The sequence below is a fragment of the Mycobacterium seoulense genome (assembly GCF_010731595.1).
GTDB classification, from domain to species: domain Bacteria; phylum Actinomycetota; class Actinomycetes; order Mycobacteriales; family Mycobacteriaceae; genus Mycobacterium; species Mycobacterium seoulense.
In genome coordinates, this window is record NZ_AP022582.1 from 4414924 (window position 1) to 4429815 (window position 14892).

10 protein-coding genes are annotated in these 14892 nt (G+C 71.2%); 5 read left to right on the forward strand and 5 right to left on the reverse strand.

Features of this window, described 5'->3' with window-relative positions:
- Nucleotides 1–60 precede the first annotated feature (60 nt).
- Both G6N37_RS20475 and G6N37_RS20480 read right to left on the reverse strand, forming a co-directional pair.
- The gene (locus tag G6N37_RS20475; RefSeq protein ID WP_163683248.1) at nt 61–1437 is read right to left on the reverse strand and encodes an adenylate/guanylate cyclase domain-containing protein; all 1377 of its coding nucleotides are present in this window, start codon (nt 1435–1437) and stop codon (nt 61–63) included.
- 40 nt (nt 1438–1477) lie between these two features.
- Complete coding sequence (locus G6N37_RS20480) at nt 1478–2071, reverse strand: TetR/AcrR family transcriptional regulator (RefSeq protein WP_163683250.1); 594 nt, start codon at nt 2069–2071, stop codon at nt 1478–1480.
- Nucleotides 2072–2186: 115 nt separating this feature from the next.
- Between G6N37_RS20480 and G6N37_RS20485 the strand changes: the two genes are divergently transcribed.
- The gene (locus G6N37_RS20485) at nt 2187–3149 is read left to right on the forward strand and encodes an oxygenase MpaB family protein (RefSeq protein WP_163683253.1); all 963 of its coding nucleotides are present in this window, start codon (nt 2187–2189) and stop codon (nt 3147–3149) included.
- Nucleotides 3150–3156: 7 nt separating this feature from the next.
- Here the strand turns inward: G6N37_RS20485 and G6N37_RS20490 are convergent, their stop codons facing one another.
- Nucleotides 3157–3591, reverse strand: a complete 435-nt coding sequence (locus tag G6N37_RS20490; RefSeq protein WP_163683255.1) for an SRPBCC family protein — start codon at nt 3589–3591, stop codon at nt 3157–3159.
- Nucleotides 3592–3846: 255 nt separating this feature from the next.
- On the opposite strand from G6N37_RS20490, the gene G6N37_RS20495 reads away from it, so the two are divergent.
- Nucleotides 3847–4941, forward strand: a complete 1095-nt coding sequence (locus G6N37_RS20495) for a phenazine antibiotic biosynthesis protein (protein WP_163683257.1) — start codon at nt 3847–3849, stop codon at nt 4939–4941.
- Between the two features lie 35 nt (nt 4942–4976).
- On the forward strand, nt 4977–6341 hold the full coding sequence (locus G6N37_RS20500; RefSeq protein WP_163685313.1) for an aldehyde dehydrogenase family protein: 1365 nt from the start codon (nt 4977–4979) through the stop codon (nt 6339–6341).
- A 135-nt stretch (nt 6342–6476) separates the two neighbouring features.
- On the opposite strand, the gene G6N37_RS20505 is transcribed toward G6N37_RS20500, so the two are convergent.
- Entirely contained in the window at nt 6477–7217 is a 741-nt protein-coding gene (locus tag G6N37_RS20505) for a cutinase family protein (RefSeq protein WP_163683259.1), read from the reverse strand.
- Nucleotides 7218–7493: 276 nt separating this feature from the next.
- Here G6N37_RS20505 and G6N37_RS20510 point away from each other — a divergent pair, with 276 nt between their 5' ends.
- Together G6N37_RS20510 and G6N37_RS20515 are read left to right on the forward strand one after the other, a co-directional pair.
- Nucleotides 7494–8402, forward strand: a complete 909-nt coding sequence (locus G6N37_RS20510; protein WP_163683261.1) for an SDR family NAD(P)-dependent oxidoreductase — start codon at nt 7494–7496, stop codon at nt 8400–8402.
- The gene (locus G6N37_RS20515) at nt 8399–9964 is read left to right on the forward strand and encodes an AMP-binding protein (protein ID WP_163685315.1); all 1566 of its coding nucleotides are present in this window, start codon (nt 8399–8401) and stop codon (nt 9962–9964) included. The genes G6N37_RS20510 and G6N37_RS20515 overlap by 4 nt, the downstream gene beginning before the upstream one ends.
- 16 nt (nt 9965–9980) lie before the next feature.
- Here the strand turns inward: G6N37_RS20515 and G6N37_RS20520 are convergent, their stop codons facing one another.
- Nucleotides 9981–14804 (reverse strand): cation-translocating P-type ATPase, encoded by a 4824-nt coding sequence (locus G6N37_RS20520; RefSeq protein ID WP_232075127.1) that lies wholly within the window; start codon nt 14802–14804, stop codon nt 9981–9983.
- Nucleotides 14805–14892: the final 88 nt, after the last annotated feature.

Below are 14892 nucleotides of genomic sequence, written 5' to 3' on the forward strand. Positions count from 1 at the left end.
GCGGGCCGGAACTCGACCGGCGAACACAGCCGTTAGACAGCCTAGCCGAGCCGCGCGTGGCTACCGGCGGGCGACCGCGTGCTCGCGCACCAGGGAGTACAGCCGCCACTGGCCCGGCACCCCCTTGAGCGCGGCCTCGCCGCGGTCGCCGAAACGGTGCCGCGACCCGGTGACGATGTCGCGCAGCGTGGAGGACACCAGCACCTCGCTGGGGCCGGCGAGCGCGGCCACCCGGGCGCCGATGTGTACGGCCATGCCGGCGACGTCCGTGCCGCGCACCTCGACCTCCCCGGCGTGAATGCCCACCCGCACCTCGATGCCCAGCACGCGGACCGCGTCGACGATGGCGTCGGCGCAGGCGATGGCGGCGCTCGGGCTGCTGAACGTGGCGACGAAGCCGTCCCCGGCCGTGTTGACTTCACGCCCGGCGAACCGCAGCAGCTCGTGGCGCACGAGGGTGTCGTGGTTGTCGAGCAGGTCGCGCCAGCGGTGATCGCCGAGCAGCGCGGCCCGCTCGGTCGAGCCGACGATGTCGGTGAACACGATCGTGGTGAGTAGGCGCTCGGCGTCCGAGGCGCCGCGCACGCCGGTGATGAATTCCTCGATCTCGTCCAGCATGGGCGCCGTGTCGCCGACCCAGTACAGGGTGTCCTGACCCGGGCACTCGACGAGTCGCGCCCCGGGGATGTGCTCGGCGAGGTAGTGCGCGTGCCCCACGGGGCTGAAGTCAGGATTGTCGCGATGCAGGATCAGCGTGGGAACGGTGACGCGGGGGAGCCGGTCGCGGACATCGCCCTCCCTGACCTTGTTGATGAACGCGCGGGCCATGCTGGGAGAGGCGGCCCGGTTGCCGGCCATGTCCCACCACGCGCGGAACGCGGCGTCGGCCGCCACCGAGGGCGCGATGATGCCGAGCATGTCGAAACCCTGCTCGACGGCATCGGGCTCCATCCCGATCGACGTGAACCGGTCGGCGTCGTCGAGCTCGGCGCCGATGGGGTAATCGGGCCCACGCAGCGTGCGTGCCGCGCCGTTGGCGATCACCAGGCTGTTCACCCGGTCGGCATGGTCGGTCGCGAGAACGACACCGGCGAGCGAGGTGAAGCCCGGGGCGAAGATCGTTGCACGCTCGCATCCCACCGCGTTCATGACCGCGATGGCGTCCCGCGCCCACGACTCCGGGCCGAGCATGTCCAGCGAGGGGATCCGCGACGACAGGCCGATGCCGCGCTGGTCGAACCGGATCACCCGGCAGAACGACGCGAGCCTGCGGTGGAACCGGTACATCGAGGGCTCGAGATCGACACAGTCGATCGGGATCAACGGGCCCGGCAGCACGAGCAGGTCGATCGGGCCATCGCCGAAGACCTGATAGGCGATGTCGATCTCGCCGCAACTGGCGTACCGGGTGCGCGGAGCCGCAGAACTCCCAGCCACGCATTCAGGCTAGTGCAGGTCACCGACATGCCGGAACCGGTCAGCGGCGGATGATCGGCACCAGGTAGCGCGCCGCGTACTCGCGAACGGCCGCGGGATCCGACGTGTCGAGCCGGTCGGTGGGAAAGACGATGATGCCCAGGGCGACGCGAAGCAGGATGTCGGCGATGTTGGTCAGGTCGCGGTCGGGGATGTCGGCCCCGCACCGGCGCAGGGTGTGGGCGATGCCGTCGGCGAACTGACCGATCGGGAAGGCCTGCGATCGGGAGAACATGCCCAGCAGCTCGGGTTCGCTGTCGGCGATCCGGGAGTACAGCGGGGAATCGTGGACCAGGCGGACCCCGAGGGCGAACGCCTCGATCACGGCCCGTTCCGGGTCGCAGCCGGCGGTGGCCCGGTCCAGGGTGGTGAAGAACTGTTCGGCCTCCCGGCGCACCACATGCCCGAACAGGTCGTCCTTGGTCGGGAACCGCCGGTAGATGGTGCTGCGGCTGACCCCGGCGCGCGCGGCGACGTCTTCGATGTTTGCCCGTCGCACGCCGTACGTCTCGAACACGCCGCGCGCGGTGTTCAGGATGGTGCGATCGAGGTCGGTGAGCTCGCCGAGATTGCCGTCAAGGCTGTGGTTCGGCATGGATGACGACCCTCACTGCAATCTCGTCGCGGGGTTGCTACTCTGACACAAAGATACGAGTTTGTGTCATCGCCTCGCAAGAAGATCGCCGGCTCGGACCGCAGGGGAGGGGAGCATGACGGCCCACAAAGACGAGTTGATCGGCCCGACGGCCGGCACGCGTTTCGACACCGGCGTGCGGGAGGCGGTGCCCATGCCGGTCGACGAAGCCGGCGATGAAGCCGGCGACTTCGCGCGGTTGGGACCGGAATCGTTGATCTGGAAGTTCTACGGGGACAACCGCACGCAATTCTTCGGGTTCCAGCGCACCGCCGGGGTCGAGAACTGCATCGAACAGCTCGCCCAGGGCGTGCTCGACCACTCGGTGGTCTTCAGCGACACGCTGGGGCGGGCCAAGCGGACCGCGCCTCCGCTGATGAAGACCGTCTACTCCGACCAACCGCGCGAGTGGGGCCGCCAGGTGCGGGACTTCCACAAAACGATCAAGGGGACCATCAGCGACGGCTCGCGCTATCACGCGCTGAATCCGGAGTTGTTCTACTGGGCGCACGCCAGCTTCGTCGACCAGGTCATCTACAACACCGACACCTTCATCCGCCGGTTGTCCCGAGCGGAGAAGGAGCAGATCTTCAACGAGGGCAAGGTGTGGTACAGCCTCTACGGCGTCAGCGACCGCGCGCAGCCGCAGACCTATGACGAGTTCCTCGCGTATTGGGACGAGATGCTCGAGCGGTTCGTCCCGCACAAGACCGTCCTGTATGGGACCGGCTACATCAGGAAGGGGATCCCGGGTCCGCGCTGGATTCCGCGGCCGGTCTGGACGGTGTTGTCCGCGCCGCTCAACGCCTACACCCGGCTGGTGTTGGTCGGAACCATGCCCCCGCAGATGCGCGAAGTCTGCCAGCTGGAGTGGAATCCGAAGAAGGAGAAGCGGTTTCAGCGGTTCGCCGCCGCCGTGCGCGCGCTCAACCCGGTGATCAATCGGCTGCCCGTCAAGATGATCTACACCCCCTGGGCGGCCACGGCGTGGCGGCGCTCGGGCGTCGACCCGCGGCGGCTGCACAACCGCGCCCGCTAGGCGATGCTCACGAGCGTTGTTCGGCGGCGGTGATGGCGCCGCTGAGCAGCTCGTCGATGACCTTCTTGAACACCGGCAGCATCAGCCGGTCAACGCCGGGGATCTTCAGCGTTGACCGTAGATGCCAGTTGACCTCGGTCCCGGTGTCCGTTTCACGCAGCTGGATCGTGCCGATGTGATTCCGGGTCGGTGCGCCCGAGAGCATTTTGTACGCGTAGCGGGTGGGTCGCTCATACTCGATGATCTCCTCGACGAATGGTGGTCCGATCGCCACCAGACGTCTGATCGCGCCGACACCGTTTGGTGCGGGGTCGCCTTCGCGATCGAGCGTGCTGCGCCGGAATCCCCGCGTGTTTTCCGCGATCGCGCGGTGATCGGTCATGGCGTCGAACACGGTCTCGATCGGCGCCGTGGAGGTCCGGGTGAGGGTGAACTCGATCATCCGCACTCCATGTTGCCGACATGCCCCGCCGGTATCCGATTGTCCGCCGCCATGATCCGTCCCCTCTCGCTACAGAGAACATAGCCCTACGGCCGGCCGCCCATCGAGGCCGCACAAGTCCCCGTGTCGACGGGGACCGCGCATCCGGCTGCCAACGTGAACGGCGGGTACACGGCACCGAAATTCCCTGCGAAGTAAGCCAGTACGGCGGCGGGCGCTTGGCGAGCCGACCCGCATGGGCCAGGATCTGTTGGTATGGCCGATATCGATTTCTCGTTGCTGGACGTTCCGAGATCGGAACCGGTCGAGGATCCCGAGGCCTACCTGCGCGCCGCGATAGCCTGGCATTTCGGCGACGACACCGGTTCCACGTTCTGGTTGCGGACCGCCGCGACGTTGGACTTCAACCCACTCACCGACGTCAACACCTTTGCCGATCTCGGACTCTTTCCCAACCTCGTCAACGAATTGCGCGGTGTGCCGGTCGAGGAGCTCATTCCGCGCGGCTACGGCGAACCGCGTCCGGTGCCGCAGGTGTTCGAGTCCGGCGGCACCACCGGCGCGCCGAAACGGACTGCGCAGCTACCGGATTGGGTCGCGCAGGTGGTGCGCTGGCAGACCGAGGACTTCGCCGGTGGCGGGTTTCGCCGCGGCACGGGCTTCCTGTGCCTGATGCCGAGCGGCCCGCACGGGGTGGGCTATTTCTCGCGGCTGGTCTCCGAGCGGCTCGGCGCGACCTTCCACGCAATCGACATCGATCCCCGTTGGGTGAAGAAGGTCGCCGCCCGCGGCGCGGCCGCCGAAGTCGCCGCATACGTCGACCATGTCGTCGAGCAGGCCGTGTTCGTGCTGCGGACGCAGAACGTCGCGAACCTGCACACCACGCCGCCACTGCTGGAGGCCATGGCCCGCGACGATCGGGTGGTCGATCTGATCAACGACAAGATCCGCTACCTGTTGCTCAGCGGCGCGCACGTGGACGCCGACACGCTTGATCTGCTCCGCGGCATCTTCCCGGCCACCACGATCACCATGGCCTTCGGCAGCACAATGGTGCTCTCCCAGGCGGTTACCCGAACGGACGACGGCGACGTGTTCGTGTTCGACCCGCGGACGCCGTACGTGGTGTTCTGGGTGGTCGACCCCGATACGGGAGAACGGGTGCCCTACGGGCAGATCGGCCAGGTGGTCATGCACCACATCAGCAAGGGCATGTTCATCCCGAACAACCTGGAGCGCGACCTGGCGATCAGGATGCCCGGGCCGGCGGGCGAGCTCAGCGACTCGGTGAGCGCGGTACGCCCGGTTTCCACCTTCGAGGGCGAGGCCGTCATCGAAGGCGTGTACTGAGCATGCCGGGCGAACGATCCGGGGTCGCAGCCGATTTGGTGCCGATCGACGCGCTGGGCCCCGACGGGGAGTACCGGACCCGCCGCCGCGAGGTCCTGTTCACCACCGCCGGTGTCGCGGTCGCCGAGTTGAGCATCGTGCCGCCGCTGTACGTCTCGCGCACCCTGGCCGCGCAACGCAAGGCGGCGCCACTGCCCGTCGGGCAGCGCGCGGCGGCGCTGCAGGCCGCCGCCGGCATTTTCACCGACGATGCCGTCGCCGGCCTGGACTTCGAGGGCTACGTGGCCCTGGCCAGCCGGATGTCTGGCGTGCCGATCGCGGTTACCCGCGCCGGAGCGCGCAGCGTCGCGGACGCCGTCGGCGGCGCGTTCGACGCGGTCCTGCCGGCCCGCCCGGTGGGCGCGACGCTCGACTGGCGGGAAAACGGGACCCCCGGGGGCGGCGCGGTTTGGGCGCGGCGCGGGGAGGTGTTCGCCGTGCACGCGGCGGGGAACGGTCCCGGCGTGCATGGCCTGTGGCCGCAGGCCCTGGCGCTCGGCTACCGGGTCGCGGTGCGGCCCTCCCGCCGCGAGCCGCTGACCGCGCACCGGCTGGTGCATGCCCTGCGGCAGGCCGGCTTTCGCCCTGAGGACGCCGTCTACCTGCCCACCGATCACGCCGGCGCCGACGAGATCATCCGCTCGGCCGACCTGGCCATGGTGTACGGCGGGCAGCCGGTGGTCGACAAGTACGCCGACGACCCGGCGGTGATCGTGAACGGACCGGGGCGGGCCAAGATCCTGATCACCGCCGACCAGGATTGGCGCGAGCACGTCGACCTCATCGTCGACTCAATCGCCAACCTCGGGGGCATGGCCTGCGTCAACACCACCGCCGTGCTGTACGAGGGTGATCCCGCCCCGCTGGCGCGCGCGATCGCCCAGCGGTTGGCGGCGATCAGGCCGCTGCCCACCGATGACGAGCGTGCCATCCTGCCCACCCAGCCCGTCGAGAACGCCCGGGCCCTGGCGGATTACCTGGCGGCCAAGGCCACCGGATCCACGCCGCTGCTCGGCGCCGAGCAGGTGGTCGCCGACCTCGGCGACGGCCATGCCGCGCTGCGCCCCGCCGTGCATCTCCTGCCCGCTCCCGACCCGGACAAGCTCAACGTCGAGCTGCCCTTCCCCTGTGTGTGGGTCTCGCCCTGGTCGCCCGGCGCCGGGATGGCGCCGCTACGGCATTCGCTGGTCGTCACCGCGATCACCGGCGACGAGCAGCTGGTCGACGACCTGCTCGCCGAGCCGACGATCGCCAACGTCTACTTCGGGCCGCATCCGACCTGGCACTCGGCCCCCGCCATCCCGCACGACGGGTTCTTGGCCGACGCGCTGATGCGCAACAAGGGCTTCATCCGGGACTGACGGCGGATCGAGGAATTGGAACAGCTCGATCCCTACCGAGTTCCCGGTGAGCAGGTGGGCCTGCCAGGCGCGGCGAAACCGGCGGCCGAAGACCGACGCCGCCTCCGGGTGGCCGGTGCTCTCGAGCACCCGCGGTCAGCTGCCGAAGCCACCCCGGCCACTCGCGACCGGCGGGGTGCCGCTGGTGCCGGCGTCGAGGTGGCTGGAGGCGAAGGCGACGCCCTTGTCGATCGTGGCGCCGTCGTCGGCGTAGGTGTTGTGCGCGGCGAAGTTCATTCCGTCGGAGCACACCGGGTCTTCGGTGGCGCAGACCTTGATGGTCTTGTCCTGATACGCCGGGCCGATGACGACGGGTGGTTCGCCGAGGAAGTTCATGGCGCGCACGTTGGGGGTGCCGAACAGCACGACCGAGGAGACGTGGCTGGCCACCGAGGGGTCCAGGGGCTTGGGCACGGTGTTGGGGTCGACGCCGTCGGGGACTGCGGGGGAGGTGACAAAGCCCATCACGGCCGCGCCCTGGGAGTAGCCGCCGAGCACCATTTTGGTGTTGGGGCAGTCGTGGGCCATCGAATTGATGTGGGTCGCGGCGTCTCTGATGCCGTCGATGCCGGTGTCCCATTGGTCGCTGGCGGGGTAGTTGACCGGGTAGACGTCGAAGGATTTGGTTCCCAGGCGGGAGTGCAGGGCGTCGACGAAGGCTTGTCCGGTGGGGCCGACGCCGGGGGCTTCGCCGGTGCCGCGGGCGAACACGACTTGGACGTCGGGGCATTGGGCGGCGGCGGTGGGTAGGAGGGAACCGGTCAGGGCCGAGGCGCCGAGGCCGGACGCCGCGGCGACTGCTGGAGCAACGAAACGGGCTATTTGACGTGCGATCATGCCGCCATTGTGCCCAGTCAACGTTGCCGCTAAACAGGGGAAAGCAGGGAAATTACTGCGAATTCACACAACTCGGTTCACCCCGCGTCTCGCCGGTCGAGACTGCTTGCGCGCGACCCTCATCCGGCGCTGTGGTGGGCCGCCGATCCGTCGCCCGCCTGGGTGCGACCGGCAACGCCGGGGCGGGGCGCGGGACTTGACCGCGATGTGGTCTGCTAGCTATGACGATTCGAGCGCACGGTGAACCCATCGGCCGATGCTCGACATGCGGCCCGAGTGAATGCAGCGGCAAAGTTGAACGCATTAGTTGAGGTCCTCAACAAGGTCACGGACCACCTGGCCAATCCGGCTCGGGTGTCGGATCCCGACAAGCTGCGCGGCGTCGTCACCGGTAAGACCGCGCTGGTGACCGGCGCCTCCTACGGAATCGGCGAGGCGACCGCGCGCCGGCTGGCCGCGGCGGGGGCCACCGTGCTGGCGGTCGCCCGGTCCGAGGAACGCCTCGGCGACCTGGCGGCGTCCGTCAACGCCGCCGGCGGCCGCGCGATCGCCTACCCGACCGACCTCACCGACGAGGCCGCCGTCGGCGCGCTGACCAAGGAGATCACCGAGCGCCACGGCGCGCTCGACATCGTGGTCAGCAATGCCGGTAAATCGTTGCGCCGCTCGCTGCATGACCAGTACGACCGGCCGCACGACTTTCAGCGCACCATCGACATCAACTATCTCGGGCCGATCTGGCTGCTGCTCGGGCTCCTGCCGGCCATGCGCGAAAGCGGGCGCGGGCACATCGTCAACGTTTCCAGTGTCGGCGTGCGCGTTGTGCCGGGGCCGCAGTGGGGCGCCTACCAGGCGTCGAAGGGGGCTTTTGACCGGTGGCTGCGCAGCGTGGCACCGGAACTGCACGCCGACGGTGTGGACGTCACCACCGTGTACTTCGCGCTGGTCCGCACCCGGATGATCGAACCCACACCCGTCCTGGGCCGGCTCCCCGGCCTATCGGCCGACCAGGCCGCCGATGCGATCGCCAAGGCGGTCATCGAGCGGCCCCGCAGCAACGAACCGCCGTGGGTGTTGCCGGCCGAGTTGGCCTCCGTGCTGCTGGCCGGGCCGGCCGAACGCGCCGCCCGGCTGTGGTATCGGCGGTTCTTCTCCGATTCCGGCGCCCGGAGGGCCCGGCCATGACCGACGAGGGGGTGGTCGGCACCGCGGCGCGGGCGCTGCTGCGGTCGCGGCTGCTCGCCCCGCCGTCGCCGCTCGCGACCCTGCGGCTGCTCCATGAGGCCCGCCGGGGCGGCACCAACCCCTTCACCCTGCTGGCGGTGACCGCGACCCGGTGGCCCGACCGCGCCGCGATCGTCGACGACGACGGCGCCTGCGACTACCGCCGACTGCGGTCGGCGACCGAATCGCTGGCGCGCCGGTTGTCCCGCGACGGGGTGGGGCCCGGCGATGCGGTGGGCATCATGTGCCGCAACGGGCGCGGCTTCATCGCCGGGGTCTTCGCGGCCGCCCTGGTGGGCGCCGACGTGGTCCTGGTCAACACCGACTTTCGCAGCGACGCCCTGGCGTCGGCGATGGGCGCCCACCGGATCGGCACGATGATCGCCGACGACGAGTTCGGCGAGCGCGCCCGTGCCGCCGACGCGTCGGTCGTCCTCATCGACCCCGCGACGGTCACCGCCCGGGAGGGTGACCCGCGGCCCGCCGTGGCCGCGCCCGGCCGGATCGTCCTGCTGACGTCGGGCACCACCGGCACGCCCAAGGGGGTGCCGCGCTCACCGCAGCTGCGTTCCGCGGTGGGCGTGTGGGTGACGATCCTCGATCGGACCGGCCTGCGCACCGGGTCGCGAATCTCGGTGGCGATGCCCATGTTTCACGGTCTCGGGCTGGGCATGATGATGCTCACCGTGGCCCTCGGCGGCACGGTGCTCACCCATCGCCACTTCGACGCGGAAGCCGCGCTCGCGCAGGCGTCGCTGCATCGCGCCGACGCGTTCACCGCGGTGCCGATCGTGCTCGCGCGCATCCTCGACCTGCCCGAGCGGGTGCGGGCCCGCAACCCGGTGCCCTACCTGCGGGTCGTGATGTCGAGCGGGGACCGGTTGGACCCGACCCTGGGACAGCGGTTCATGGACACCTACGGCGAGATTCTTTACAACGGTTACGGTTCCACCGAGGTCGGCATCGGGTCCCTGGCCACTCCGGCGGAGCTGCGGGAGGCGCCCGAGACCGTCGGTAAACCGGTCGCCGGCTGCCCGGTGCGCATCCTGGACAGGAACGGCAGGCCCGTCGGCGCGCGCGTCACGGGGCGCATCTTCGTCGGTGGGAACCTGGCGAGCGAGGGCTACACCGGCGGTGGCGCAAAGACCGTCGTCGACGGCATGACCAGCACCGGCGACATGGGCTACCTCGACAACGAGGGGCGGTTGTACATCGTCGGCCGCGAGGACGACATGATCATCTCCGGCGGCGAGAACGTCTATCCGCGCGCGGTCGAGAACGCGCTCGCCCAGCACCCCGCCGTCGCCGACAACGCGGTCATCGGCGTTCCCGACGAGCGGTTCGGCCAGCGGCTGGCCGCGTTCGTGGTCTTGCAGCCCGGCAGCAACACCGATCCGGAAGCGCTGCGGGAGTACCTCAAGGACAGGGTCTCGCGATTCGAGCAGCCCCGAGACATCAACGTCGTCAGCAGCATCCCGCGCAATCCGGCGGGCAAGGTTTTGCGCAAGGAGCTGTCCGGCTAGGACTGCCGCGAAGCCCTCAGTCGTGCTTGGGTTCCAGCGCGGCGACCTGCTTGGCCAGCCAGTTGGGCGCCAGCACCGACACGACGGTGGCGCCCGCGGTGGCGCTGACGACGCCGCTCCAGGCGACCGGACCCAGTGGCGTGCAACCGAAGAAGTGGCTGACGCCAGGGGTCTGGACGATGGCGACCAGCACGCCCGCGCTGCCCAGCGCCGTCCCCAGCACCAGCGGGCTGTGGCGGCGGGTCAGCAGGGTCTGCGCCAGCTGCGTGGTCACCAGCGCGGTCAGTCCCATGGTCGACGTGCGGCGCTCGGTGCCCGGCGTCCAGCGACCGATGGCCCAGGCCGCCGTCGCGCCCGCCGCCGTGACGGCGCCGCGGGTGACGATCTGCCGCATCAGCGGCGCGTCGAGCGACGGGGAGGGCCCGGACAGCGTCGCCAGTTGGAAGGCGCGGTGCAGCTCCTCGGCGTCGCGGTCGGCGCCGTCCTCGGCCTCCTCCGGCTCGGGGTACTGCGGGGTGACCGCGACCGCGAGCGCGGGGAACATGTCGGTCAGCAGGTTCACCAGCAGCAGCTGCCGGGTGCCCACCGGCGCGCGGCCGGTGCCCAGGGCGGTGCCGATGAGGGTGAACAGCACTTCGCCGACGTTGCCGCCGACCAGGATGCTCACGGCGTCCCGGACGCCGCCCCACATGCCGCGCCCCTCGACCAGCGCGTCGAGCAGCACGCCCAGATCGTTGTCGGTCAACACGATGTCGGCGGCGCCGCGCGCGGCGGACGAGCCGCGTCCGCTCACGCCGATGCCCACGTCGGCCATCCGGATGGCGGCCGCGTCGTTCGCGCCGTCGCCGACCATCGCGATCGCCTGCCCACCGGCCTGCAGCGCCGCGACGATCTGCACCTTCTGCTCGGGGCTGACGCGGGCGAAGACCTGCACGTCGGCGGCGACTTTGGCGCGATCCTCCTCACCCAGGGCCGCGAGTTCCGCGCCGGTGATCTCGCGCGCGTCCTCCGGTAGCCCCAGTTGCCGGGCGATCGCCCGCGCGGTCACCGGGTGGTCGCCGGTGATCAGCACCACCCGCCGGCCGGCCTCCACCAGCGCCTCGATGAGTGGTCGCGCCGACGGGCGCGCGGTGTCGGCCAACCCGACGTAGCCGAGCAATTCGAGGTCGTGTGCGGCGGCGTCGACTTCGTCGGCGTCGGTGGCGTCCTCGTCGGTGCCGCGTTCCCAGCGGCGCTGCGCCACCGCCAGCACCCGCAGGCCCTGCTCGGCCAGGCGCAACACCAGCGACTCGGCGCGGTCGTGCTCGGCCTCCGAGTCGGTGAACCGGCAGCGCGGCAGGACCTCTTCCGGCGCGCCCTTGACCATCAGCATCGGTCCGCCATTGCCGCCCGCGACGCCGATCGCGGCGGAGTAGCCGCGACTGGACTCGAACGGCACATCCGCGATCACGGTCCAATCCGAGGCCCATTGGGCATCGACGGAATTCGCCGCGGTGAGGATCGCCTCGTCGGTGGCGTGCGCGTGGCCGCCCCCGTTGTGGGGCTGGGTGCTGCTGCGGGCGGCGGCCCGCAACACCGCGACGGACGCCGGGTCGGCCACATCGGGGAACGCACCGTCCGCATCGGTCCCGTGCGGGACGCCGCGGACGACGCGCAGGTGGTTTTCGGTGAGCGTGCCGGTCTTGTCGAAGCAGATCGTCTGCACCCGGCCCAGCGCTTCGACCGCGCGCGGCGTGCGGACCAGGACGCCGCGCCGCGACAACCGTTGGGCGGCGGCCAGTTGGGCCAGGGTGGCCACCAGCGGCAGGCCCTCGGGAACCGCCGCCACGGCGATGGCGACCCCGTCGGCGACCGCCTGACGCAACGAGCCCTGGTGCAGCAGCGCCAAACCGGTCACCGCCGCGCCCCCGGCCAGGGTCAGCGGGAGCACCTTGCTGGTCAGCTCACGCAACCGGGCCTGCACCCCGGCCGCGGACTCGACGTCGGCGATCGCCGAGATCGCGCGCTGCGCCGCGGTGCCCGCACCGGTCGCCACCACGATCGCGCGGGCGTGCCCGGCGACGATGGTGCTGCCCTCGAACAGCATGCTGGCGCGGTCGGAGTCGGCGACGGCGACGGGCTCGACCTGCTTGTCCACCGGCAGCGATTCGCCGGTCAGGAAGGACTCGTCGACTTCGAGGTCCTCGGCGACCAGCAGGCGCGCGTCGGCCGGCACGACTTCCGGGGCGGCCAGGTCGATGATGTCGCCGGGGCGCAGGGATTTGGCGTTCACCGAGACCGTCCGCTCGGCGGTGCGCGCCGCCTCGAGCCGGCGGCGCGCCGTCGCGACCGCGGGGACGACCACGCGGCGCGCGTACTGATCCTGCTCGGCGAACAACTCGGCGACCGCCGCCTCGGCCCGCAGCCGTTGCACCCCGCCGGCGATCGCGTTGGCGGTCATGACGCCCGCCACCAGCAGCGCGTCGACGCTGCTGCCGACGATCGCCGAGGCCGCCGCGCCGACCGCCAGGATGGGGGTCAGCGGATCGGCGAGCTCGGCCCGGGTCGCGGTCAGCAGTCGCCCCACCTGGCTCGCCGGCCCGCGCAGCGGCGCCACCACGGGGTTGTAGGACAGGTCGTCGAGGAGCTGCCGCCAGGGCGCGACGCCGGGCTCGACGGCCAGGGGCCGGGTGCGGCTGGCCAACCGGGAGTAGACGATCTCGGGATCCAGGGCGTGCCAGGCGGTCAGGGGCTGGGGTGTGGGGTCGGGCAGCCGGAGCACCCGGGAGGCCGCGAAGGTGCCCTGCATCAGCGCGGCCGCCGCGGCGGCATTGACCGGGTTGAGCCAGCGCTGCACGGCGAACGGGCTCAGGGTGCTCGGGTCACCGGTGACCAGCAACAGCCCCGCCAGCGTGCTGCCGCCCTTGGCCAGGCGCACCGCCGACTCCGTGGCTTCCCGGGCCACCGGAATCGCCGACAGGATGCGCACCGCCGCGGCCAGGTCCGTGCCGGTGATGATGTCCGCCGTCCACGGCGTCGCCGCCTGCGGGTCGTCCAGCGCCACCCCGACGTCGGCGATGGCCAGCGCGGCCAGCGTGTCGGTCGACGCGAAGTCGCGGTGCAGCGCGGTGATGAGCAACACCGGCCCGCGGTCCGTGCGCAGGTCGCGCACCAGCTGCAGCAGCGGCGTGCCGGGCGGGTGGCTCACGGCGACGCTGGCGGTCAGGTCCTCGGTGCCGGCGACGTGGCGCAACACCACCCGGGCGCCGGTCCGGTGCGCGATCTGCAAGAGCGGGATGGCGAACGGGTCGACCTCCCAACCCACGTCGACGCTGCCCACCCGCTCGCCGTCGACCACCAGATCGGCGTGTTCGAGGCCCTGTGCGGGCGTCGCGGACGACCCTTGCGCCCGGACCCACCGCAGCCGGGCGCCGGTGGCCGGCAGCTCGTCGGGGTCGGGTTCGGGCGCCTCCTCGCCGTGCAGCAGCGCGTCGGCGACCTCGTAGACGCGGTCCTCGTCCCACCCGGGTACGTCGCCGCGCGCCTGCAGTACGGCGCGGTTGTCGCCACGCAGTGCCGCCCCGTCGACGACGACCACCTTGACCCGGTCCAGCCGCCGCAGCGCACCCGGGTCGAGGAACAGCTGCCCGGCGTTGGCGAGGCCGCGGCCCAGCACGGCCGCGAACGTCTGCCGGCCCACGTGCGCCGCCCGCGGCACACCGGCCAGCAGCGCGCCGGCCGCGGCCTCGGTGCCGCCGCCGGCCAGCAGCGCACCCGCCGCGGCCACCAGCGACGCGTTGGCGGCCTGGTCGGCGTACTCCTCGACGGGCCCGGCCATCGAACCCTTCGCGGTGTCGATGGCGGCGTCGATGGCCCCGCCCACCACCACGTGGGAAGCCTCTCCCGCGGCGGCGGCCGCCGAATTATGGCGGGGCGCCTGCGATTTGGGTCCGGCCGACGAGATCACCGGAACCACCGGCGCCTGCGGCCGGTTGGGCGAGGCCAGCTCCGGTTCGCGGTCGCGCCAGCGCTGACGGTGCGCGGTGGCCTCGGACACCTGCAGGCTTCGTTGCGCCAGATCCAGCAGCGGCGTGCCGATCGCTTGTGTCAGGCCGTTGGCCAGCGCCGTCGACGCGCTGAGGGCGATGTCGGTGCCGACGCGGCCCAGCCGCGATTCCAGCACGGCGACAACCCGCGGCTGGTGATTCAGCAGCGCGGCGGCCGCGCGTGCGCTTCGCGGCGCGACCGGGAGCCTGCCCAGCCAGCCGGTCACCGCGGCGCCGATGGCCGCCACGTCCATGGCCGCGGCGCTGGCCGGCACCAGGATCGCCAACGGGTTTCCGGGGTCGGCGAACGGCGCCGTGCGAGGCGAATCTTTGGCAGCGACCAGCGTCAGGTCCGCTGCCACGCCGCAGACCGTGTCCCGGACCTGGTCCAGCACGGCATCGTTGTCGTCTTCCTTCTCGAATTCGACCACCAACCGGCCAAGGGCGCCCTCGACGTGGGCCGAGGCCACCCCGGGAATCCGGCGGACCGGCTCCTCCACCGCGGGCGCGTGCTCGTGCCAGCCCGGGAACGGCAGCAGCGGATCCAGGTCCAGGTGCACGCGCCGCCCGCTCTGCCACCGGATCGGCGGGGTGACGGCGGGCCCGGAACCGTTGGCGGAAGCGGTCAATCCGATTGCCCGGCCGGTCGTTTGGGCCATCGACTGCATCACCGGGACGGCCAGTTCGGTGACCGGGTTGGTCAATGTCTGCAGAGCGTCCGCCGCCCCGGCCGCCGTGGACAGGCCCGCTCGCACCACCTGCGCGGCTCCGTCGGTCATGCCGGCGACGACGCTGGCAACGCCCGGAATCCTCACTCAGTCACCCTTCGACTACCTCTACCGCGCTAATGATCCTGGGGGGCAGGGAACCTGTCCACCGTTGCGATCGTGGACTCCTGCGACG